Origin of the sequence: Cardiobacterium sp. Marseille-Q4385 (assembly GCF_916618745.1) — a bacterium.
Classification (GTDB): Bacteria; Pseudomonadota; Gammaproteobacteria; order Cardiobacteriales; family Cardiobacteriaceae; genus Cardiobacterium.
Genome location: NZ_OU745373.1, coordinates 2,071,953 through 2,093,639, shown reverse-complemented (window position 1 = coordinate 2,093,639; position 21,687 = coordinate 2,071,953). Strand labels below are relative to the sequence as shown.

The following is a 21,687-nucleotide window of genomic DNA, read 5'->3' as shown; positions in this document are numbered from 1 at the left end:
CCTTTTGCGTTACACCTTAATGAGTTATTGCGCCTGTTCGTCCGTCAGGCCGCATTCTTGCGCGACAGCGTCGTTGGCCGTCGTCTGTGCGTCGAGTTCGGTGCTGGTGTCTTGCTCGGTGAGGTTGTGCAGCGCCCAGAAACGGAAGAGGCGCGGGTAGTCGGATTTTTCCGCGCCACAGCTGCACGCCCCGGCTTTTTCCACACCCCGCTCGGCGATGCAGGCTTCCAGCGAGGTTTCTTTGTATTCTTCCCGCCGGGTTTCGAGGTAGGCGATAAAGGCTTCGATTTTCGCCGCTTCGTCCGGCACTTTTTCCGCTGCCTGTTTGGCTTTTTCGATGATTTCAAGGGTCAGTCTGTTGAGTTTGCGCCCGGGATAGTCGAACTGCGCGAGGACATTGCCTGCCAGCAGGGCGCCGAGGATGAGGAGGACGATTTTTTTCATGGATGTTCTCCGTTGTGGTTAGAGGATGAGGCACTTGCCCGTGCCGGTGGCAGCAAGGCCGGTAACGCCGGTGCGCGCCATTTCGGCGATGATTTCCGGCTCCAGCACGCCGATGAAGGCATCCAGTTTGCGCTGCGAACCGGTCACTTCGAAGATGACGGTACTCGGCGTGATGGCGATGATGCGCGCGCGGAAGGCTTCCGCCAGTTGCAGGTATTGGCCGCGGTTTTTCGCGTCCACGTTAATTTTGATTAAGAGCATTTCGCGGTCAACAAATTCGGTATCGCCGAGGTTCACCAGCTTGATGACTTCGATGAGTTTGTTGAGCTGTTTGTTGATTTGTTCGATGAGTTTTTCGTCGCAGTAGGTGACCAGCGTCAGGCGCGAGATGGTTTCGTCCTGCGTCGGCGCGACGTTGAGGTTTTCGATGTTGAAGCCACGCGCCGAGAAGAGGCCGACGACGCGCGAGAGCGCGCCCGCGCGGTTTTCCATGAGAAGGGAGATGACGTGTCGTTTTGTGCTCATATCAGTACCATTTCCTGGCTGTCGCTGTCTTGGTCGTTGTCTTTGTTGCGGCGCGAACTTTTGCCGAGCAGCATTTCCGCCTGGCCGCCGCCCGCCGGTATCATCGGATAGACGTTTTCGCCGGGGTCGGTGATGATGTCCACGAAGATGGTTTTGTCTTTCTGGGCGATGATGTCGCGCAGAGCCGACTCAAGGTCGGCGGGGCGTTCGATGCGCACGCCGCTGTGGCCGTAGGCTGCCGCGAGTTTGATGAAATCGGGCTGCACGTCCATGGTGCTCATCGAGTAGCGGCGGCCATAAAAGAATTCCTGCCACTGCCGCACCATGCCGAGGTAGCCGTTGTTCAGGCAGAGGATTTTCACCGGTACTTGATATTGCAGGGCGGTGGTCATTTCCTGAATCATCATCTGGATGGAGCCGTCGCCGGTGATGCAGTACACGTCTTCTTCGGGGCGGGCGATTTTCGCGCCAATCGCCGCCGGATAGCCGAAGCCCATCGTGCCGAGGCCGCCGGAATTGATCCAGCGGCGCGGTTCATGGAAGGGGAAGTATTGCGCCGCCCACATTTGGTGCTGGCCGACATCGGACGCGATGATGGCGCGCCCGCCGGTGAGTTTGTAGAGGGTTTCGATGACTTGCTGCGGCTTGATGCGTTCGCCATCGGTTTCGTATTTGAGCGAGTCAACCGCACGCCATTTGGCGATTTGCGCCCACCAGTCGGCGGTGTGCGCGGGATCGGCGGTTTCTTCGCCCATCTGGTGCAGCATCTCGCCGAGCACGGCGCGCACCGAGCCGACGATGGGGATGTGCACGGTGACGTTTTTCGAGATGGAAGAGGGATCGATATCGACGTGGATGATTTCCGCATGCGGGCAGAATTTGTTCACATCGCCGGTGACGCGGTCATCGAAGCGGGCGCCGACGGCAAAGAGCACATCGGCATGGTGCATCGCCATGTTCGCTTCATAAGTGCCGTGCATCCCCAGCATCCCCAGGAATTGCGGGTCGTTACCGGGATAACCGCCGAGGCCCATCAACGTCCCCGTCACGGGCAGGTGCAGGCGGCGCGCCACATCAATCAGTTCCGCGTGGGCATTATCAAGAATGACGCCGCCACCGAAGTACAGCACCGGACGCTTCGCTTTTTTCAGCGATTTCAGCGCGCGCTTGATCTGCCCGACGTGCCCTTCTACCGTCGGCTGATAAGAGCGCAGCGAGACTTCATCGGGGTAGTTGAAATCGGTGAAAGCGCCGGTCACGTCTTTGGCGACATCAATCAGCACCGGACCCGGTCTGCCGCTGCGCGCGATATGGAAAGCCTTTTTGATGGTCAGCGCCAGTTCTTCCACATTCTTCACCAAAAAGCTGTGCTTGACGCAGGGGCGGGTGATGCCGACCGCATCGACTTCCTGAAAAGCATCGTTACCAATCAATACCGACGGCACCTGCCCGGAAATGACGACCAGCGGGATGGAATCGGCGTGGGCAGTAGCGATGCCGGTCACGGCATTGGTCAGTCCCGGCCCGGAGGTGACAATCGCCACGCCGACTTTGCCGGACGCGCGCGCGTAACCATCCGCCTCGTGCACCGCGCCCTGCTCGTGGCGGGCGAGGATGTGGGTGATGTCCTTCTGCTTGTAAATCGCGTCATAGATATGCAGCACCGCGCCGCCCGGATAACCGAAGACGTGCGTAACCTGCTCCTCGCGCAGTGCCTCAATGATGATGTCTGCACCGCTGATGTGATGTTTTTTCTTCGCCATAGCTGCTTCTTCTCGTTACGGGCGGGTAACAGTACGCATCACATTGCAGGGCGTCAAGCCGCGTTTTGCCGCTTCCGGCGGGCAGCAAGCGGCAGGATGACGGCAGACGGCGGCAGAAATGATGATATTCACCGTGTCAAGCGGGAGGACATCGCCTGTTAAGCGGTTCACCATAGCGATATTCACCAAAAATATGCAAAAACATAAATGCGCAAATATTTTATGCGCGCGCGTTATTTTTGTGCTTTTAGCGAAAAATTGAGCGACTTTTACCGATGTAAAAGGATAATGCCGTTAATAATAGACACTTCATGGTGAAAACAGGAAATAAGTAAATTACGCTGAAAAGCAGTATAACGCGTGAGAATGTGCAGCCAATGCGCCCCTGCGGAAGAATTGCCGAAGGATAAGGCTTCCGCTACAATGCGCCACCTTCCCGCCCGTAGCTTAGTGGATAGAGCGTTGCCCTCCGGAGGCAAAGGTCAGGGGTTCGAATCCCTTCGGGCGGGCCAGTTTTTCATTGTTTTTCCTTTTCCTTGCGCCAACATCGTTGGCGCTTTTTTTATGCCCGTCTCCGGACCAACAACATCCCGCCGCCACGCCGCTTGGCAGGATTTGGTGCAAGCTGACGGTTTGGGATGGAGACGTTGCAGGCAACGTCTCTACAAAATCCTGTATTTACGCCGCTTGGCGTCTCCCTCCCTTCTGTTACCGCGCGGTGCCTCCCGCAAGCAGGATGTGTTGCAGGGCAGCGACACTGTCGGCGAGATAGTCGGGGGCGGCGGCGCGCAGGGCGACGGCATCATGTGCGCCCCAGGTGACGGCACAGGTGCGGATGCCGGCGGCTTGCCCCATGCGGATGTCGCCCGTCGCGTCGCCGACGGTGATGACGGCTTCGGGTGCGCCGTGGTAACCGAGGGCGGCAAGGGCAACGTGGACGCTGTCGGGATGCGGTTTGTAGTGCGTCACCTGGTCCGAGCCGATGCAGACGTCGATGTAGCCGTCGATGCCGAGCCGGGCGCTGTTGTCACGCAGACGGGCGTTTCGTTTGCTGCTGACGATGGCGAGGGTTTTGTGCTGCGCTTTGAGGGCGGCGAGCAGGGCGGAGATACCGGGGAAGAGACGGACGTGGTCGGCGGTATAGTCGCTGTAATAGCGGCGGAAGTCGGCCAGCAACGCGGCATAGGCCGCGTCACTCAGCGTTGCCGCGCCGAGGCTGCGGAAGGCGGTTTCAATGGGAATGCCCATGCTGTGCACGATGGCAGCGGCATCTGGCGCGGGCAGATGCTGCGCGGCGAAGGCGGCCTGGGTGGCAAGGATGCTGCATTGGGCACTGTCGGCAAGGGTGCCGTCGAAGTCGAAGAGGATGATGCGATAGGTCATGGGGTTGAGAGGGTTATAGAGGCCATAGGGCAGGTCGGCGATTTTGCCGACTTTGCGGCAAACGCGACCGCCAAGCGGGGTAATGACACGGTTTTTGTTTTTGAGACGTTGCAGGCAACGTCTCTACAAAACCCAGCAATGACGCCGCTTGGCGGCTGCGTAGTAAAAAACCGCGCCGGGCGCGGTTTTGTGGGTGACTCAGAACGGTATGTCGTCGTCGAAGGTGTCTTGATCAAGCGTCGGGCCGCCGAAGCCGCCGTTGTCGTTTTGCGGGGGGACAGGTTTGTTCGGCATGCTGTTGCGCTGATTGCCACCGCCGCTGTTGCCATAGTCGTTATAGCCGTAGTCGTCGCCCTGGTTGCCGTAGCCGCCGCCACGGTTAGCGTTGTTGTAGCCGCCCTGGCCACGGTTACCGTAGTCTTGCCCCTGGTTGTTGCCCCAGTCGCCGCCACCGCTGCCACGGCTGTCGAGCATTTGCATTTCGTCAGCGATGATTTCGGTGGTGTAGCGGTTTTGTCCGCTCTGGTCGGTCCATTTGCGGGTTTGCAGTTTGCCTTCGATGTAGATTTTGCTGCCTTTTTTGCAGTACTGGCCGATGATTTCCGCCAGTTTGCGGAAGGCGACGACGCGGTGCCATTCGGTTTTTTCGCGTTTTTCGCCGGTGTTGCGGTCGGTCCAGGTTTCTGAGGTCGCGATGGAGAGGTTCGCTACGGCTTCGCCGCTGGGCATGTAACGCATATCCGGGTCGTTGCCGAGGTTTCCGATGATGATGACTTTGTTGACGCCTGCCATTTTTTGTCCTGTTTCAATATGTTAAAGGTTAAGAGTCGCTGTGCGTTGCGGCGCGTAGTGTAGTCGTTTTGCCTATTTTCAGCAAAAGGAGCGCGGCGCAGGCGCAGGCGGCGACGAGTGGCAGCAGGACGGTCGCCGGCGGCAGGTCGTGCCACAGGCGCCCCGCCACCGCCCCGCCGCAGAAGCTGCCGAGGAATTGGGCACTGGAATAGAGGCCCATCGCCCGGCCACGCGCATCGGGCGAGGCGATATGCGCCACCCAGTGCGGCAGGCCGGTTTCGAGGCGGTAGAAGGCGATGAAGTAGATGCTAAGGGCAAAGAGCAGCCACCACGTGCCAAACGGCATGGCGAGCAGGCTGGTACCAACGGCGAGCAGCAGGTAGCTGATGCCGAAGTTAAGCGGGTGTGGTGTCGCTTTGACGCGCATGAAGCAGAGGGCGACGAGGTTGGCGGGCAGATACAGCCACCAGTGGTTGGCTTTGGCGATGCCCGCGTCCACCAGTAGCGGCGGCAGGACAAGGAAGGTGGCGGTGAAGACGCCGTGCAGGAAGAAGATGGCGGCAGCGGCCTGCATCAGTTGGCGTTTGTCGTAATGCCCTGTGGCAGCGGTTTGCGGCCGGGTGGGGACAAGTGGCAAACGCAGGCTGGCGACGAGGGCAAGGCCTGCTATCAGCGCGATCAGGTAAAAGAGTCCGGCGACGCCAATCCACGCGGCAACCAGCGGCCCGATAATCAGCGACAGCACGAAGGCCATGCCGATGCTGCCGCCGAGGATGGCCATCACTTTGCCGAGTTTTTCGCCGGGGGTGATGTCGGTCGCATAGGCCAGGGTAACAGCGGCAATTGCGCCCATGCCCTGCACTGCGCGGGCGGCAATCATCATGGTGATGGTCGTCGCCGTCGCCGCGAGCAGGCTGCCCGCGACGAACAAAAGCAATCCAGCGGCAATGACCGGCTTGCGCCCGAAACGGTCGGATAGCCAGCCGCAGGGCAGTTGCAGCAAGCCCTGGCTGAGGCCGTAAATGCCGAGCGCGACGCCGACCAAGGTCTTGTTCGCGCCGGCAAGCTCGCTGGCGTAGAGGGAAAAGACGGGGAAGACCATAAACAGCCCCAACATCCGGGACACATAAATCCCCGTGAGAATCGCGATACCGCGCTGCCAGGAAGTTACCATCGTCATCCTCACGCCAGCAACGCACACAGTATGGCGGTAAACGCCTTGCGCCCGGCCTCGCCCTGTAACCACGGCAGCAGCTCGCCATCGGCATAGCAGGCAAAGGTCAGCACATCGCCGCCGCCCTGCACCAGCAGGCGCACCTGCCCGGCATCATCGACAAACAGCGCCTCGGCACAATCGCCGCCACCCGCAAGCGTATCCAGCATCGCCTGCATATCGCGCAGACAATCGTGGCGCGCCGTATCCGCCGTAAAGCGGTACTCGCCGAAGCCGTACACCAGCAAAAACGACAATAAATCACCCTCGCGCGCGACCAGCGACAGCGCAAGAGGCCGGGAAAAATTCATAAAATGCTGCCCTACGGGCGAAGCGTCCACAAACGGCATGGGAACCCCCAATCAGATACAATGAAAGCCCCATTTTACAGAGGAAATACCGTATGGACTGGAACAAAGTCGGATTGGTCGTCGTCGCCGCTGCCGTCATCTACTACGCCTACCGCATGGTGAAAAGCGGCGGCTACCGCGCCCTGGTGGAACGCTCGCGCAACGCGCCGCAGCACTGGGGCACCTTTGCCATCATCATCCTCTGCGTCATCGCCTTCGTTTACCTGCTGATCCGCCTGTGAAGCTTATCGACATCGGCTGCAACCTCGCCAGCAAACGCCTCTTGCCGCATCTCGACCGCATCCTTGCCGAAGCGCAAGAGGCAGGCGTCATCGCGCAGATCATCACCGGCAGCGACGCCGCCAGCAACCAGACCGCGCTCGAACTCGCCAACCGCCACAGCGAACTCTACGCTACCGCCGGTTACCACCCGCACCACGCCGACGACTGGCACGCCCCCGCGCACCGCCTGCTCCTGCAAACCCTCGCCCGCGAAACACGCTGCGTTGCCGTTGGCGAAATGGGGCTGGATTACCACCGCAACCTCGCGCGGCGCGACAACCAGCGCCGCTGCTTCACCGACCAGCTTGCCATCGCCAAAACCGTACAAAAACCCGTCTTCCTGCACGAACGCGCCGCCTACGCCGACTTTGCCGCCATCCTCGGCGACGCCCTGCCCGAACTCGCCGGCGCCGTCTGGCACTGCTTCACCGGCACACGCGCACAAATGGAAGCGATGACAGAGCGCGGCCTCTACATCGGCATCACCGGCTGGATCTGCGACCCCGAACGCGGCGCCGAACTACGCGACACCGTGCGCCACATCCCCGCTGACCGTCTCATGCTCGAAACCGACGCGCCCTACCTCACCCCCAAAACCCTCAACCCCCTACCGCGCGTTAACGAACCGCGCTACCTGCCGGCGGTCCTGCACGAAGTCGCGCGCTGCCGCGACGAAGACCCTGCCGCCCTCGCCGCGCAAACCCTGGCTAACACCCGCCGCTTCTTTGGAGTCTCCTGATGCCCTTCACCCCAGAACAAGAAAAAAGCCTGCTCGCCGAAAAAGGCATCGGCAAAACCATCATCCAGCGTCTCGCGCAAATGGGGCTGGACGACATTCCCGCCCTCGCGGAAGCCGACGTGGACGACATCCTCGCCCACGGCGCCTACCTCACCGGCAGCACCTGCTGGCGAAACAGCCCGCAAGCCCGCGCCGCCATCACGACTGCCATCGCCTGGGCGCAGCGACAAAAAGCGTGCAGTTGACCCGCCTGGCACCATACCACTCACGACCACACCATGACCCCCGCCGCTATCGCCGAATGCTTCCGCCGCTTCAAAGCAGAAAACCCGCAGCCGACCACCGAACTCGAATACAACAGCACCTTCGAACTGCTCATCGCCGTCATCCTCTCGGCACAGGCGACCGACAAAGGCGTGAACAAAGCCACGCGCCGCCTCTTTCCTGCTGCCAACACCCCCGCTGCCATCCTTGCCCTCGGCGAAGACGGCCTGAAGGAATACATCAAAACCATTGGCCTCTACAACAGCAAAGCGGCGAACATCCTCAAAACCTGCCAAATCCTTATCGACGACTACCACGGTGAAGTCCCTGCCGACCGCGCCGCACTGGAAAAACTGCCCGGCGTCGGACGCAAAACCGCCAACGTCATCCTCAATACCGCCTACCGCCAACCCGTGATGGCGGTGGATACCCACATCTTCCGCGTCGCCAACCGCACCGGCATCGCGCCGGGCAAAAACGTGCGCGCCGTCGAAGACAGCCTGATGCAGCGCGTTCCGCCCGAATACCTGCTGGACGCGCACCACTGGCTCATCCTGCACGGACGCTACATCTGCGTGGCACGCAAACCGCGCTGCACCGCCTGCCTGATTTCCGACCTCTGCGACAACCCGCAGCTGGACGACTGATGCAAACCACCCTCAAACCGCTCTTTGACCAGTTTATCCTGACCAACAACCGCCCCGCTGTGGAAGTGCCGCCATCCGTCAAGCTGGAAGACATCCTGCAAGCGATCAATAACGGATGGCTGGAAGTCGTCATGGTTAACCGCCCGCCATTGCGCTACCGTCTGCTGGCCTTCATCCGGCGCGAGCACATCCGGGGCGACGCCGTACGCCTCACCGCCCAGGGTCGGGACTACTACCACCAACACATGCAAACGGACGACAGCAGCATATAACAACCGGATGATGGGCAGATTCGGTCTACCCGTATGGCGGCTTCCGCTATCATTGCCGCCCCTCCCGCTACCCGCACACCCGCTCATGACCCACACCTTCGACGCCATCATCATCGGCGGCGGCGCTTCCGGCAGCTACTGCGCCATCCACGCCGCCGCACGCGGCCTGCGCGTCTGCCTCCTCGAACACAACCGCGACATCGGCGCGAAAATCCGCGTCTCCGGCGGTGGCCGATGCAACTACACCAACCTGCACCTCAGCGCCGAGGCCTACCACGGCCACAACCCTGCCTTTGTCCGCTCCGCGCTTGCCCGCCACAACCAGTGGCAGGTGCTGGACTGGTTTGCCGCACGCGGCATCACCGCCGAAGAAAAACACCAGGGGCAAATATTCGCCGCCGAACGCGCGCGCGGCATCCTCACTTCCCTGCATGACGGCCTCACCGCCAGCGGTGTTCACCCACACCATCACATCGCCATCCACAGCCAACACTACGACGGTGACCGCTACTGCGTCGAAACCAGCCACGGCGATTTCCGCGCACCGCAACTCGTCATCGCCTGCGGCGGGCCAAGCTATCCCAAACTGGGCGCCAGCGACTACGCCCTGCGCATCGCCAAACAATACGGCATCCGCAACTACCCCTTCCGTCCCGCCCTAGTGCCGCTCGCGCTCGCGACCCCGCCCGCCGGCCTCGTCGGCATCAGCCACGAAGTCAGCATCACGACCGCCGGCGCGCCCAGCTTCCGTGACGACCTGCTCTACACCCATCGCGGCATCAGCGGCCCCGCCGTGCTGCAAATCTCCAGCTACCGGCAAAAAGACGCGCCCATCCTCATCAACCACCTGCCCGACCTGCCCGCCGACTACCTGCTTACCCGCAAACGCGCCCATCCGCAGCACAACCTCGCGCACGCCCTGCGCCCGCACCTGCCGAAAGCTGTCGCCGACCACCTCGCAGACGCGCACGGCAACCGCGATCTGCATGCTTACAGCGATGCCGCCCTGCGCGACATCATGCACGCCCTGCAACATCAGGCCGTTGCCATCAGCGGCAGCGAAGGCATGAACAAGGCGGAAGTGAGCAGCGGCGGTGTGGATACGCGCGAGCTCGACCCGAAAACCTTTGCCGTGAAAAAACAGCCGGGCCTCTTCATCATCGGCGAAGCGCTGGACGTGACCGGCTGGCTCGGCGGCTACAACCTGCAATGGGCGTGGTCGTCCGCCTGGTGCTGCGCGCAGCATCTCGGCGACGCCGCATAAGTGCCCTGCCCTGCCCGTTGCACCGCCGCCGCCAACGCGGCATCATCCGCTTCCCTATCCACAAAGGAGACATCCATGAAAATCTACCGCTTCCTCACCGGCGCTGATGACGCCGCCTTCTGCCGCCGCGTTACCGAAGCCCTGCAAAACGGCTGGGAACTCTACGGCAACCCGCAACTGACCGGCGACGCCCATGGCCGCTTCTGCGGCCAGGCCGTCGTCAAAGAAGTCGAAGGCGAATATGACCCCGCCAAACCGCTTGGCGAATACTGATGAGCGAACACGAAAAGATGCTCGCCGGCGCGCCGCACCAGCCTTACGACACGGCGCTTGCCGCCATGCGTCAGCGCTGCCGCGACCTCCTCTGGCGTTACAACACGCAAACCCCGCCGCATGACACGATGGCACGCGCGGCGCTGCTCACTGAACTGCTCGGCGAACTGCCGGAAGGCATCCACATCAGCGCGCCGTTTTACTGCGATTACGGGCGGCACATCCACATCGGCAAACACTTCTACAGCAACGTCGGCTGCACCATCCTCGACTGCGCCCCGGTGCACATCGGCGACAACGTCCTCTTTGCCCCGCATGTCGGTCTCTACACGGTCAACCACCCGCTGCATCCCGACCTGCGCCGCGCCGCCTGGGAGCAGGCGCTGCCCATCACCATCGGCGACGATGTCTGGTTGTGCAGCGGCGTTATCGTCCTGCCCGGGGTGACTATCGGTGCGGGCAGTGTGATTGGTGCGGGCAGCGTTGTCGCCAAAGACATCCCCGCCGGCGTCATCGCTGTCGGCAACCCCTGCCGCGTCCTGCGCGCTATCAGCGACGCCGACCGTGAGCAGTACGCCGCCTGGGGCATCCGCGCCGATTGACCCCTCCCGGAAAATCATCCGGACATATTGGCGCCTCCGCCGCCGCTTGGCGCGGCCAACGGCAATACTACAATCCCGCGCGGGGGCAGGTTCTTTACCCGCCCCCGCTTTATTCCCATCATCATCCGGCATCAAGGACACATTATGAAAACCGACAATTCCCAATACTACGGCAGCGTGACCCGTCTGCTGCACTGGCTTATGGCCGCCTGTTTCTTCTTTATGTTCGCCACCGCCATCGTCTGGAACCTGAACGGCGAACTGAAATTCCTCATCGGCCCGCATAAGGCGGTCGGCTTTGTGCTGATGGCGCTGGCCGTGCTGCGCTTCATCTGGATGCTGCGGCAAAAAGAACGCCCCGCCAATGCGTGGATCGCCAAAGCGGGGCATTTGGCGCTCTATGCGCTGATGCTTATCGTGCCGGCGCTGGCGATTGCGCGGCAAATCGGACGCGGGCAGCAAAACCAGACACTGATTGACCTCGGCAACAACTGGCATGGCGAGCTGGGTTGGGTCTTCCTCGTCCTCATCATTGGGCACATCGGCATGGCGGTCGTTCACCGCTTAAAAGGCGACAACCTGCTGCCGCGCATCTGGGGCAAGCACGAATGAAAAAAGCAGCCGCAAGGCTGCTTTTTTGTGGGTAATCGCGGGGTTTGCCTCCCGCAGTTTTCTGCCCGGCGACGGGTAAGGTGGTGCCATTAATCAAACACGACTTTCCAACCATCCTCCGTCTTGATAAGCGGAATATCGTCGCTTTCTTCGCTGTCTTTGCCTTCCTTCCCTTTGATGGTGACGTGAACCTTGGCTTGGGTTTTGTCGTCATTGGTGTAGGTCACATCGCCGACATCAACGCTGATTTCACTGCCTGCTTTTTTCGCCTCTTCGCGCATCATCGTCGCCACCGTGCTGATTTTGCCTTTGAAGACCGCTTCATCCACCCCGGTATCTTTCAGGGTTTCCGGCGGGACATGCATGAGGGGGATGGCTTTATTGACATCACCGTTGAATAACTCGGTGAAAAAGGTTTGGGCGGTATCTTTCGGATCATCGGACGCATAGGCAATGCCAATGGCGGTAGCAGCGAGGGTGATGAGCAAGGAACGGAACAGTGTTTTCATGGGGTTATCCTGTGGATTTATTGAGGAATGCCGTGAAAGGCGTGTGCAGTTTACGAGGTTCCCTGCATCTCGCCAATGCTTCATCACGCCCAGCCGAGCAGCGGAAACAGCGCGATGATCGGGGCGATCAGAATAAGCGAGAGCGCGGTGGTGATGGCGATGATATTGGCGGCAGCGGTGGCGTTGCCGCCCATCGCTTTCGCCATGATGTAACTGGCGGAAGCTGCCGGCGTGGCGCCGATGAGATAGAGAATGCCGAGGGCTTCGCCGCGCAGGCCAAACACGAGGCCGAAGGCAAGAAACACCAGCGGCGAGAGCAGCAAGCGACCTGCACTGGCCCAGAGCGCCATTTGCCCTGCGCCGAAAATGCCGCGCAGGTCGAAGCTGGCACCGGTGGCGAGCAGGGCCAGCGGCAGGGTGAGGTTTTTGTAGTAACCGGCGAAGTTGGTGATGATTTTCGGCACAGGAATGTGCAGCGCCTTCACCAGAATGGCAAGAAGCAGCGCGATGATCAGCGGGTTGTGCAGCACTTTTTTCACCAGCGGCCACGGCGAGGGATTTTCGTCTTGCGTCAGGCAGATGACGGCGAGGATATTCATTTGCAGGGCAAGCGCGCCGACGAGGACGGCGGAAGCGGCAAACGTATCGCTGCTGCCGTACACGCCGGCGGTAAGCGAGAGGCCGATGATGCCGATATTGCCGCGAAAAACGCCCTGGATGAAAACGCCGCGATCGGCGGCAGGCAGATGCCGCCCCAGGCGGGCACCGATGACGTAGAGGGCAAAAATGGCGAGCCAGCCCGCGCCGATGAGCCGCCAGGCGGCAAGCGGTGAAGTGTCGCTGTTGACGACGCTGACAAACAGCAGCATCGGCAGGGCGTAGCGATAGACGATGTGGTTCATGCCGGCGATGAGTTCCGTGCTCAACTCGCCGCGCCGCTTCATCACCCAGCCCATGACGATGATGGCGAGGATAGGGATGATGGTGTCGGCGGAAAAAGCGATGCCGTGCCAGAATTGCGGGTTCATGTCGGGCCTCCGGTGATGGATGTGACTCTATTTTAAGGCGCAGGGACGCCTCTGCCTTGTATATCGTGGGCAAGGGCAACCAGCGGGCGGGGCCGTAGTTACGCCGCTTGGCGAACCCAGTAACCATGCCGCTTGGCGGAGCCCGCTGTCGCCCGCGCAAAGCCCTCTATAATGCGCGCCTTTCTTCTTCGGGACTTCCCTATGTGGTATCTGCTGCTTGCGCCGCTAGCCGGCCTGCTTCTCACTTTTTCTTTCGCGCCGTTTCCGCTTGGCTGGGCGGCACTCCTGCCGCTCACCGTGCTCTGCTGGCTGTGGCAGCAGCCGGCGCGGCAGCGTCCGCTGCTTTATGGCTGGCTGTTCGCCCTCGGCTTCTTCGCCAGCGGTCTGTATTGGGTCTATATCAGTCTTTATTACTACGGCAATGCGCCGTTGCCGTTTGCCATTCTCGCCAATGTGCTGCTGGTGCTGTTTATGTCGCTCTACGGTCTCGCGGTCGGCTGGCTGCTGCGGCGTTGCAGTGCGCCGGACGGCTGGCGGCGGGTGTTGCTGATTCCGCCTGTCTGGGTCGCGGCGGAATTGTTGCGCGCTTATGTGTTGACCGGTTTTCCGTGGCTCGCGGTGGGTTATTCCGCGCTGCATACGCCGCTGGACGGTATTGCGCCGCTTGGTGGTGTGTTCGTGCTGTCGCTGCTGTTGATGTTTATTGCTTCGCTGCTCGCCCGCGCCTGGCTCACGCGTTCGTGGCGGGTGGCAGCGGCCGCAGTTGCGCTCTATGCAGCGGCAAGCTCGACCAGTCTTTTTTCTTTTGTCGCGCCGGCGGGGTCTGCGTTTTCTGTCGCCCTGGTACAGGGTAATGTCGAGCAATCCACCAAGTTCGCCCCAGGGATGATGGAGCGGCATTTGCAGGACTATATCGCCACCGCCATTGACCACGAGGAGAGTGTGGTGGTGTTGCCGGAGACGGCTTTTACTTTCATGGAGGAGCAGCTTCGCACGGATTTGGACCAGCTTGACCGCTATTTCAAGGCGCGCGGGCAAACGCTGGTCACCGGCATTCCGGCGGGCGATTTGGCGAACGATATTTTTTTCAACGCGGTCGTGGCGCTCGGCGACGGGCAGGGGCATTACTACAAGCACCATCTGCTGCCGTTTGGCGAATATATCCCGCTGCGCGACTGGTTAAGCATCTTCGAAAAGTATGTGGACATCCCGTACAGCAATTTTTCGCGCGGCGATGCGGTGCAGACGCCGCTTTTCACCGGCAAGCATCGCGCCGGGGTGTCAATTTGCTTCGAGGCGGCGTTTGGCCGTGATGTGCGCCATGCCCTGCCGACGGCGGATTATTTGATTAACGTCAGTAACGATGCGTGGTTCAAGGATTCTATCGCCGCCGACCAGCATTTGCAGATGAACCAGATGCGCTGCCGCGAGATGGGACGCGAGATGGCACGGGCAACGAACGACGGCTACACGGTGCTGCTGGATGCGACGGGGCGGGTGAAGGCGCGTCTGCCACGTTTCGAGCGCGGCGTGCTCAGTGGCGAGGTGCAGCCGTATGCGGGGCTGACGCCTTATGCACGCTTTGGCAATGCGATTGTTTTCTCCCTGCTCGCGCTATACGCCGTGGCGTTATTACTGGGACGGCGCCGCTGGCGCTAAAAGAAGAAACCCCGCACCAGCGGGGTTTTTCTTTCATGACCGCCAAGCGGCGTAGTTGCTGGTGTTTTTGCGGAGACGTTGCAGGCAATGTCTCTACGTTTCCCGCGCTGCCATCAATCCAGCCAGCGGAAGGCGCGGCGCAGTTCGGCAACGCCGTCTTTGTCGTAACAGCGGCCATGCGCGAGGATGATGCGTTCCGGTTGCCAGGCGAGGATATGCGCCAGCGCGGCACGGGCGGCGGTTTTATCTTTGAAGGTGGCGCGCCAGTCGGGCGGGGTTTTGCCGTCCGGATCGGCGATGCCGCTGAGTTTCATCACGCCCGCCCAGAAACGGCTGGGGAATTTTGCGGTCTCGAAGTTTTCGATGAGGTCGGTGAGGATGAGGGTGCGGCTTGCGCGGTGGTAGAAGACGGTTTCGGTCATCACGCGACTGCCGCGAAAAGGCAGTTGCGCGATGTCCTCCGCCCAGTCCGGCGGTGCTTCTACGCCGAGGTCGGCAGCAAAACTAATGCTGATACGCTGCGACGCCGCCCGCTCGCGTACGCCGGCGCTGGCCCAGGCTTTCGCCTGCGGATAGTGGCGCTGCCAGGCGGGGATATGGGCGTAATGGATACGGTTGGGCGAGACGAGGTGGCGCACCGGCCCGAGTGCGTCAATCGCGGCGAGCAGTGCCGGATCGGGAGCGATAGGCGAATGGCACCACAGGCCGCCGTCAGCCAGGCGCACTACGGTCATGCGCGTACTGAACGGAATGGTGAGGCCCAGCGGGAATTTCATGCGGATGATGCCGCCATCGGCGATCCAGATGTTGTCGCCCCAGGGCTTCAGGGTGTTGAGCGGCTGATAGAGGTAAAGCGGTGTAGCCATGTTCAGCGCCCAAATAATGCCGCGACCATGTCGGCTTCTTCTTCGGTGTAGGCTTTGCCGTTCAGGCGCGCAGCGAGGGCATATTCGCCGCTCAGGCCGCGCGCGGCGCTGACGCTGCGCCAGCCTTGCAGGCGTTCTTGCGCGCTCTCGGTGTGTTTCAGTTTGCGGATGGTGCGAAGCGTTTCTTGGGTCTGGTCTTGCATGGGGATGTGCCGGGTGGAATGAAGAACCCCCGCTGCTGCGGGGTTTTGTTCAGGAGAAGCTGTTGAAGCAGAGGAAGGCGATAGCGGCGCAGATGCCGGCGGCGGGGACGGTAATCAGCCAGGCGAGCGCGATGGGCTTCATCAGGCGCCAGTTGGCGTTTCTGTTAACGAGACCGATGCCGAGGATGGCGCCGACGAGGATATGCGTACTGGAGACGGGCAGGCCGAGCGAAGACGCCAGCATGACGACCATGGCCGCCGAGAGTTCGGCGGTGAATCCCGCTGCCGGGCTCATTTCGGCGAGGTGGGTACCGACGGTAGCGATGACTTCGCGGCCGATAAACCACAACCCGGCGACGAGGGCGACGCCAAAGGCAATCATGGCAACGGTCGGCACGGGCGCGGCGCCGTCGTTGATGCTCTGGTTTTTCAGGACGTCGATGATGGCGGTGAAGGGGCCAATGGCGTTGGCGATGTCGTTCGAGCCGTGGCTAAAGGCGAAGCCGGAGGCGGTCACGACCTGCATCCAGCTAAACAGAATGTAGGTAGCGCGGCTGACTTCGCTGCTGCGGAAGCCGCGTGCGTAGCGGCGCACGGTGAACCACACGGCGGCACAGAGGACGCCGATGATGAGACTGTATTGCCAGTCGCTCAGGCCGAGATTGAGGTTTTTCAGGCCCTTGAAGAGCAGCATGGAGGAAACCATCAGCGCGCCGAAGGTGGCAATCAGCGGAATCCACAGACGCAGGGCGCGACGGGCGAGGACTTTTTCCGCTTCGGTGCCGGGGGCGTGCGCGCCGTCATCGGGATTGACCATCATCATGCTCTGGAACTGGGTCAGGCGCGAGGTCAGGTGCCGGTGGATACGCGGGCGCAGGCTTTTCATGCGGCGCGAGTAGGTGATGTGATCCGCCACCGAACCGTGCATGAGAACGTGCTTTTTGATCTGCCCATAGACCAGCCACGACATGATGCCGCCAAGCACCGGCGAGATGACCCAGGAAGCGACGATGTGCCAGATTTTGTGCCAGTACACCAGCGAGAAAGTCTGGTCGCTGTGCAGGGTGAGGCCGAGGGCGATGGAGGCACCGACGATGCCGCCGATGATGGAGTGGGTGGTGGAGACGGGCAGGCCCTTGTAGGAGGCAAAGAGCAGCCACAGCGCAGCGGCGATCAGCGCACTCATCATGATGTAAACGAATTGCAGCGGCTGGATGTCGATAACGGAGAGATCGACGATGCCGGTGCTGATCGTATCGGTCACTTCCCGCCCGGCAATGAGCGCACCGCTGACTTCAAAGATAGCAGCGACGATGAGTGCCTGGGTGATGGAGAGTGTGCCGGCACCGACAGAGGTGCCGAAGGAGTTGGCGACGTCATTGCCGCCGATGTTAAAGGCCATGAACAGCCCGAAGGTGCCGGCCAGCAGGAAGAGGAGGGTGTGATTGAAGCCGGTGTAACCCAGCCCCCAATAGACGAAGTAAGCCACCGTGGTGATCGTCACGGCAACCAAAAACTGGCTCAGGCCGAAGCTGCCGCGCTTGGCGGGATTCTCGGCGGTTGTCGGTTTTTGCATATAAGAGTCCGGAAATGAGGGAAGCCCACATGACGCAATGATGACGTCCTCGTAAGCGGGCGCAATTTTAGAACATTTACCCAGACGGCAAAAGGAAAATGCGCCGCCCGCCCTGCCCATGCCAGGCTGCTACAATGTGGGTAACGAAGCTGTCGGAGCAAGAGATGAACCACTTTACCGTTGATGTCCTTTTTGATGCGGAAGCAGATGTTTGGGTCGCACAGTGCGACGCTTTGGGCATTGCCACCGAAGCAGCGGATTACGAGGCACTGACCCGCCGTGTCTGGGCCGTTGCACCGGAAATGTATGCCGCCAACGGCTTCGGTGCGCAGACAGATAATTTCCGTCTCGCCTTCCGGCACACTCAGGAAGCACACGCTGTCGCCTGATGGGAAAAGGGTACTACGACATCATCAAACCACTGCTGCTGGCGCATGGCTGCACCTTTGTGCGTCAAGGCAAAGGCAGTCACGAAATCTGGCAAAGCCCCATCAGCAACCGGCAGTTCGTTCTGCCCTATACCGTCGATTCACGCCATACCGCCAAAGGCATCCTCAAACAGGCGGGCATTAATCACAAAAACCTCTGATCATGACCACCCCCACCCCGTCCCGCTGGCTACCGCTGTTGATGGCCATCTCCATCTTCATGCAGATGCTTGATGCCACCATCCTCAACACCGCCCTACCGACGATTGCCGCCGACCTCGGCGTCTCGCCGCTCAACATGCAGTCAGCCGTCATCTCCTACGCCCTCACCGTCGCCCTGCTCATTCCGGCGAGCGGCTACCTCGCCGACCGCTTCGGCACAAAAAAGACCTTCATCATCGCGCTTGTTGTTTTCATGCTCGGCTCGCTGCTCTGCGCCGTCTCCACCAACCTGCCAATGCTCGTCGGCGCGCGCATCATCCAGGGCATGGGCGGCGCCATCATCATGCCCGTGCCGCGTCTCGCCATTCTCAAAGTCTATGAAAAAGAGCGGCTGATTACTGCCATCAACTACGCCGTCACCCCGGCGCTTATCGGCCCCATCCTCGGCCCGCTCGTCGGCGGCTACCTCGTGCAATACGCGAGCTGGCACTGGATTTTCCTCATCAACATCCCCTTCGGCATCCTCGGCATCCTTTTCGCCATCCCCATCATGCCCGATGTGTACGGCAAGATTACCCGCTTCGATACCGGCGGTTTCCTCCTCATCGCCGGCATGGCGACCGGATTGACGCTGGCGCTGGAAATCGCGCCACACGGCGAACCGGTCGCTGCCGCCCTCCTCTTCCTCCTCGCGCTTGCCGGCGGGATTGCCTACCTGCGCCACCCCCGCCGCTGCGATTATCCGCTCTTCCCCATCAGCCTCATCCTGGTGCGCACCTTCCGCATCGGCCTCGCGGGCAACCTCGTCAGCCGCCTCGGCATCGGCGCCATGCCCTTCCTGCTGCCGCTCTTCTACCAGCTCGCCCTCGGTTACGACGCCAGCAGCGCGGGCTGGATGATGGTGCCAACCGTCGTGGGCACCATCATCGCCAAGCCCTTTACCAAAGCCGTCATCGCCCGCTACGGCTACCGGCGCATCACCATCACCAACACGCAACTGCTCGGCCTGATGATGATGGCCGTTGCCCTGCCCCCGCCCGGCACCCCGGCCTGGGTGTGGGTCGTGCTGCTCTTTATCACCGGCTTTGGCAACTCGCTGCAATTCACCGCGATGAATACCCTCGCCATCGCCGACCTGCGCCCCGACCAAAACAGCGCCGGCAACAGCCTGCTCGCCATCAACCAGCAACTGGCGACCGGTTTCGGCATCGCCATCGGCGCGCTCCTGCTCAAAACCCTCAGCCTGCCCACCGTCAGCCACGGCGATCTGTACATCGCTTTCCGCTACACCTTCGCCGCTGTCGGCCTCATCACCTTCACCTCCTCTGCCGTCTTCGCCCGTCTGCACAGTCAGGACGGCGAGCGCCTGCTCGAAGGCAATAGCCATCCCGGAAGATAAACCGGGGGCATTGACGCGCCTCGCCGGTTTGCCTGCCACGTCGCTTGATGGCATTCCTTTCTGTCCAGCGTCAAGAAATGCAACAGCCTGCTCGGTGGGCTGAAGCCCACCCTACGCATCCCCAGCAACCACGCCACTTGGCGGAGCCGGTATCAGGACTTTGCCTTACAATAGCCGCCCCATTTCTATAACCCGAACCTCACACATGACCCCGCTTATCACCACCCTGCCCGCTGCTTTCGGCCTCATCATGGGCGTCGTCGGCCTCATCTTCGCTACCGGCGACAGCGCCCACCCCTTCTGGCGCCGCTTCTACGCCATCATCCCCGGCATCATCCTCTGCTGCTTCGTCCCGGCAGGCCTCAACAGCGCCGGCGTCTTCGCCCCCGGCCTCGGCAAACAGATTTACGGCTTCGCCGCGACCTACCTCCTCCCCGCCAGCCTCTTTCTCATGACGCTTTCCATGGACGTACCGAAACTCATCGGCCTCGGCTGGAAAGTGCTGGCGATGTTTTTCACGGCGACGCTCGCCATCATGCTTGGCGGCATCATCAGCTTCACCGTCTTCCACTTCATCGCCCCGGACTGGGTGGACGGCGAACACATCTGGCGCGGCTTCTCCACCCTCGCTGGCAGCTGGATCGGCGGTGCGGCAAACCAGGCGGCGATGAAAGAACTCTATCAGGTGGATGACGCCCTCTTTGGCACCATGCTGCTGATCGACGCCACCCTCGCCTCCGTCTGGCTCTTCGCCATCCTCGCCATGGCGCGCCACGCCGCACGCATCGACCGCTGGCTGCGCGCCGACACCAGCGGCATCAACGCCGTTATCGACACCGTTGAGCGTTACGAACGCGAACACGCCCGCATCACCACCCTGCCTGACCTGATGAAAATGCTCGGCCTCACCTTCGCCGTGGTCGGCCTCGCCCATCCGCTGGGCGGCGCACTCGCGGCGTGGTTCGCGCAATTCCCCCGGGCCGTCGAATACAGCCTGAACAGCGCCTTCTTCTGGCAAGTCATCAGTGTCACCCTCGCCGGTTTCTGCCTCTCCTTCACCCGCGCCCGCCACCTCGACCACGCCGGCGCCTCCAAACTCGGTACGGCGCTCATCTACATTCTCATCGCCGCCATCGGCATGCAAATCCAGCTGCACGGCATTTTTGACCAGTGGCGCCTGCTGCTCGTCGCCGCGTTGTGGCTCGCCGTGCACATCGCCATCGTCTTCGCCGTCGCCCGCCTCATCCGCGCTCCGCTTTTCTTCCTCTGCGTCGGTTCAAATGCCAACACCGGCGGCGCCTCATCGGCTGCCATCGTCGCCACCGCCTTCCACCCTGCCCTCGCCCCGGTCGGCGTGCTGCTCGGCATCCTCGGCTACACCCTCGGCACCATCGGCGGCTACTTCACCGCAGAAATCCTGCGCCACATCGTCGCCCCATGAGCACCGACTACCACCGCCGCCTGCAACCCGTCATCCGCTACCTTGAACAGCACTACCGCGACCCGCCCGACCTCACCGCCATCGCGGCACTGGCATCCCTCTCGCCGTATCACTTCCACCGCATCTTCACCGCCGTCACCGGCGAGACGCTGGCTGCCTACCTGCGCCGCCTGCGTCTGGAAAACATCGCCCGCCAGCTCTTCTACGGCAAGGCCGATATCACCACGCTTGCCCTCGAACACGGCTACGCCAGCTCGCAGGCGCTGGCCAAAGCCTTCCGCGCCCACTTCGGCATCACCGCCAGCGAACTCCGCACCTGCCAGGATTTCGCCAGCTACCGGCGCGCCCTGCAAAACAGCAAAATCGGACACGGCCTGCGCAAAAACGGACACGCGGCGGCCAGTACCGCCGCTTACACTGCGCGCGAACCCAAACAGGAGAGCAACATGACAACCTTGCATACCGAACAGTTCGCCCCGCGCACCCTGGCTTACATCCGCGTCACCGGTGCCTACGGCGTCGGCTACGAAGAAGCGACCGGGCGCCTCTACCAATGGGCAGGCGCACACGGTCTGGCGGACGGCGAATGTATCTTCATCTACCTCGACCACCCCGAAGTCACCCCGGTCGAACGCTGCCGCACCGACATCTGCCTGAGCGTGCCACCGGATACCGTCGTTAGCGGCGGCATCGAAAAACAAACCCTGTCCGGCGGCAGCTACGCGTTCATCCGCCGCACCGTGACCGAACCTGCGCAATACGCCCAATATTGGCAGGAGCTGATGACAGCGGTCGTGGACGCCAAACTGGAAGTGGATAACCGCCCCTGCTTCGAGTATTACCACAGCTTCAAACCGCAGCCTTATGCGGCTGATGTCAGCTTCTACGTAGCAGTCACACTGTAAACCCGTACGGGGCGGTGCGAGCCGCCCCGTTTATTTGCGGTGGCGCGTATCATGAGGCGACTTCCCATTGAAATCCCGCCTATGCC

Annotated in this window: 28 protein-coding genes and 1 tRNA gene; 16 read left to right on the top strand and 13 right to left on the bottom strand. The window is 61.5% G+C overall.

Translation table 11 applies throughout. The features are described from left to right. Positions 1-24: 24 nt before the first annotated feature. Genes LG374_RS10025 through LG374_RS10010 form a run of 4 tightly spaced genes read right to left on the bottom strand, consistent with a single transcriptional unit; the run spans position 25 to position 2,906 of the window. Positions 25-444 carry a hypothetical protein gene (locus LG374_RS10025; protein ID WP_225757558.1) on the bottom strand — a complete coding sequence of 140 codons (420 nt, stop codon included), beginning with the start codon at positions 442-444 and terminating at the stop codon, positions 25-27. Between the two features lie 18 nt (positions 445-462). Further along, on the bottom strand, positions 463-969 hold the full coding sequence (gene ilvN / locus LG374_RS10020) for an acetolactate synthase small subunit (protein ID WP_225757557.1): 507 nt from the start codon (positions 967-969) through the stop codon (positions 463-465). Continuing rightward, positions 966-2,732 (bottom strand): biosynthetic-type acetolactate synthase large subunit, encoded by a 1,767-nt coding sequence (gene ilvB / locus LG374_RS10015; RefSeq protein ID WP_225757556.1) that lies wholly within the window; start codon positions 2,730-2,732, stop codon positions 966-968. Before ilvB ends, ilvN begins: the two co-directional genes overlap by 4 nt. A 15-nt stretch (positions 2,733-2,747) precedes the next feature. Continuing rightward, on the bottom strand, positions 2,748-2,906 hold the full coding sequence (locus LG374_RS10010) for a hypothetical protein (protein WP_225757555.1): 159 nt from the start codon (positions 2,904-2,906) through the stop codon (positions 2,748-2,750). A gap of 262 nt (positions 2,907-3,168) precedes the next feature. Here LG374_RS10010 and LG374_RS10005 point away from each other — a divergent pair. Then, a tRNA-Arg gene (locus LG374_RS10005) sits at positions 3,169-3,244 on the top strand. Between the two features lie 196 nt (positions 3,245-3,440). Here LG374_RS10005 and LG374_RS10000 read toward each other — a convergent pair. The 4 genes from LG374_RS10000 to LG374_RS09985 all read right to left on the bottom strand — a co-directional run bounded on the left by LG374_RS10000 (position 3,441) and on the right by LG374_RS09985 (position 6,431). Continuing rightward, positions 3,441-4,115 (bottom strand): HAD family hydrolase, encoded by a 675-nt coding sequence (locus LG374_RS10000; protein WP_225757554.1) that lies wholly within the window; start codon positions 4,113-4,115, stop codon positions 3,441-3,443. 198 nt (positions 4,116-4,313) lie between these two features. Next, entirely contained in the window at positions 4,314-4,907 is a 594-nt protein-coding gene (gene ssb / locus LG374_RS09995; RefSeq protein ID WP_225757553.1) for a single-stranded DNA-binding protein, read from the bottom strand. 28 nt (positions 4,908-4,935) lie between these two features. Next, a complete protein-coding gene (locus LG374_RS09990; protein ID WP_225757552.1) occupies positions 4,936-6,087 on the bottom strand; it encodes an MFS transporter in 1,152 nt (383 codons plus the stop codon). 2 nt (positions 6,088-6,089) lie between these two features. Beyond that, positions 6,090-6,431 (bottom strand): hypothetical protein, encoded by a 342-nt coding sequence (locus tag LG374_RS09985; protein ID WP_225757551.1) that lies wholly within the window; start codon positions 6,429-6,431, stop codon positions 6,090-6,092. A 92-nt stretch (positions 6,432-6,523) separates the two neighbouring features. Here LG374_RS09985 and LG374_RS09980 point away from each other — a divergent pair, with 92 nt between their 5' ends. The 9 genes from LG374_RS09980 (at position 6,524) to LG374_RS09940 (ending at position 11,425) form a co-directional block, all read left to right on the top strand. Next, positions 6,524-6,712: a hypothetical protein gene (locus LG374_RS09980; protein ID WP_225757550.1), complete on the top strand. Its 189-nt coding sequence runs from the start codon at positions 6,524-6,526 to the stop codon at positions 6,710-6,712. Beyond that, on the top strand, positions 6,709-7,491 hold the full coding sequence (locus tag LG374_RS09975; protein ID WP_225757549.1) for a TatD family hydrolase: 783 nt from the start codon (positions 6,709-6,711) through the stop codon (positions 7,489-7,491). Before LG374_RS09980 ends, LG374_RS09975 begins: the two co-directional genes overlap by 4 nt. Further along, the gene (locus tag LG374_RS09970) at positions 7,491-7,736 is read left to right on the top strand and encodes a recombinase RecA (protein WP_225757548.1); all 246 of its coding nucleotides are present in this window, start codon (positions 7,491-7,493) and stop codon (positions 7,734-7,736) included. The genes LG374_RS09975 and LG374_RS09970 overlap by 1 nt, the downstream gene beginning before the upstream one ends. 33 nt (positions 7,737-7,769) lie before the next feature. Further along, the gene (gene nth / locus LG374_RS09965) at positions 7,770-8,402 is read left to right on the top strand and encodes an endonuclease III (RefSeq protein ID WP_225757547.1); all 633 of its coding nucleotides are present in this window, start codon (positions 7,770-7,772) and stop codon (positions 8,400-8,402) included. Next, the gene (locus tag LG374_RS09960) at positions 8,402-8,674 is read left to right on the top strand and encodes a hypothetical protein (protein ID WP_225757546.1); all 273 of its coding nucleotides are present in this window, start codon (positions 8,402-8,404) and stop codon (positions 8,672-8,674) included. Before nth ends, LG374_RS09960 begins: the two co-directional genes overlap by 1 nt. An 85-nt stretch (positions 8,675-8,759) precedes the next feature. Beyond that, a complete protein-coding gene (locus LG374_RS09955) occupies positions 8,760-9,938 on the top strand; it encodes an aminoacetone oxidase family FAD-binding enzyme (RefSeq protein WP_225757545.1) in 1,179 nt (392 codons plus the stop codon). 75 nt (positions 9,939-10,013) lie between these two features. Then, the gene (locus LG374_RS09950; RefSeq protein ID WP_006985404.1) at positions 10,014-10,211 is read left to right on the top strand and encodes a DUF1737 domain-containing protein; all 198 of its coding nucleotides are present in this window, start codon (positions 10,014-10,016) and stop codon (positions 10,209-10,211) included. Continuing rightward, complete coding sequence (locus LG374_RS09945; protein ID WP_370639340.1) at positions 10,208-10,813, top strand: sugar O-acetyltransferase; 606 nt, start codon at positions 10,208-10,210, stop codon at positions 10,811-10,813. The genes LG374_RS09950 and LG374_RS09945 overlap by 4 nt, the downstream gene beginning before the upstream one ends. A gap of 144 nt (positions 10,814-10,957) precedes the next feature. Beyond that, positions 10,958-11,425, top strand: coding sequence for a cytochrome b (locus LG374_RS09940; protein ID WP_225757543.1), 468 nt, complete (start codon positions 10,958-10,960; stop codon positions 11,423-11,425). Between the two features lie 89 nt (positions 11,426-11,514). Here LG374_RS09940 and LG374_RS09935 read toward each other — a convergent pair whose 3' ends face one another. Together LG374_RS09935 and LG374_RS09930 are read right to left on the bottom strand one after the other, a co-directional pair. After that, positions 11,515-11,934, bottom strand: a complete 420-nt coding sequence (locus LG374_RS09935; RefSeq protein ID WP_225757542.1) for a DUF4878 domain-containing protein — start codon at positions 11,932-11,934, stop codon at positions 11,515-11,517. A gap of 83 nt (positions 11,935-12,017) precedes the next feature. Then, positions 12,018-12,962 (bottom strand): AEC family transporter, encoded by a 945-nt coding sequence (locus LG374_RS09930; RefSeq protein WP_225757541.1) that lies wholly within the window; start codon positions 12,960-12,962, stop codon positions 12,018-12,020. A 201-nt stretch (positions 12,963-13,163) separates the two neighbouring features. Here LG374_RS09930 and lnt point away from each other — a divergent pair, with 201 nt between their 5' ends. Further along, positions 13,164-14,621: an apolipoprotein N-acyltransferase gene (gene lnt / locus LG374_RS09925; RefSeq protein WP_225757540.1), complete on the top strand. Its 1,458-nt coding sequence runs from the start codon at positions 13,164-13,166 to the stop codon at positions 14,619-14,621. Between the two features lie 113 nt (positions 14,622-14,734). On the opposite strand, the gene LG374_RS09920 is transcribed toward lnt, so the two are convergent. From LG374_RS09920 to LG374_RS09910, 3 genes are read right to left on the bottom strand one after another with little or no spacing between them, the layout of a single operon-like run. Then, positions 14,735-15,487 carry a DUF4336 domain-containing protein gene (locus LG374_RS09920; RefSeq protein WP_225757539.1) on the bottom strand — a complete coding sequence of 251 codons (753 nt, stop codon included), beginning with the start codon at positions 15,485-15,487 and terminating at the stop codon, positions 14,735-14,737. A gap of 2 nt (positions 15,488-15,489) precedes the next feature. Then, on the bottom strand, positions 15,490-15,690 hold the full coding sequence (locus LG374_RS09915; protein WP_115610940.1) for a hypothetical protein: 201 nt from the start codon (positions 15,688-15,690) through the stop codon (positions 15,490-15,492). A gap of 49 nt (positions 15,691-15,739) precedes the next feature. Beyond that, positions 15,740-17,266 (bottom strand): inorganic phosphate transporter, encoded by a 1,527-nt coding sequence (locus tag LG374_RS09910; RefSeq protein WP_225757538.1) that lies wholly within the window; start codon positions 17,264-17,266, stop codon positions 15,740-15,742. A gap of 164 nt (positions 17,267-17,430) precedes the next feature. Between LG374_RS09910 and LG374_RS09905 the strand changes: the two genes are divergently transcribed. From LG374_RS09905 to LG374_RS09885, 5 genes are all read left to right on the top strand, one after another. After that, a complete protein-coding gene (locus LG374_RS09905) occupies positions 17,431-17,655 on the top strand; it encodes a DUF1902 domain-containing protein (protein WP_225757537.1) in 225 nt (74 codons plus the stop codon). Further along, positions 17,655-17,855, top strand: a complete 201-nt coding sequence (locus LG374_RS09900) for a type II toxin-antitoxin system HicA family toxin (protein WP_225757536.1) — start codon at positions 17,655-17,657, stop codon at positions 17,853-17,855. The genes LG374_RS09905 and LG374_RS09900 overlap by 1 nt, the downstream gene beginning before the upstream one ends. A gap of 2 nt (positions 17,856-17,857) precedes the next feature. Further along, on the top strand, positions 17,858-19,255 hold the full coding sequence (locus LG374_RS09895) for an MFS transporter (RefSeq protein ID WP_225757535.1): 1,398 nt from the start codon (positions 17,858-17,860) through the stop codon (positions 19,253-19,255). A 205-nt stretch (positions 19,256-19,460) separates the two neighbouring features. After that, positions 19,461-20,696, top strand: coding sequence for a DUF819 domain-containing protein (locus LG374_RS09890; RefSeq protein WP_225757534.1), 1,236 nt, complete (start codon positions 19,461-19,463; stop codon positions 20,694-20,696). Next, positions 20,693-21,601, top strand: coding sequence for a GyrI-like domain-containing protein (locus LG374_RS09885; protein WP_225757533.1), 909 nt, complete (start codon positions 20,693-20,695; stop codon positions 21,599-21,601). Before LG374_RS09890 ends, LG374_RS09885 begins: the two co-directional genes overlap by 4 nt. Positions 21,602-21,687: the final 86 nt, after the last annotated feature.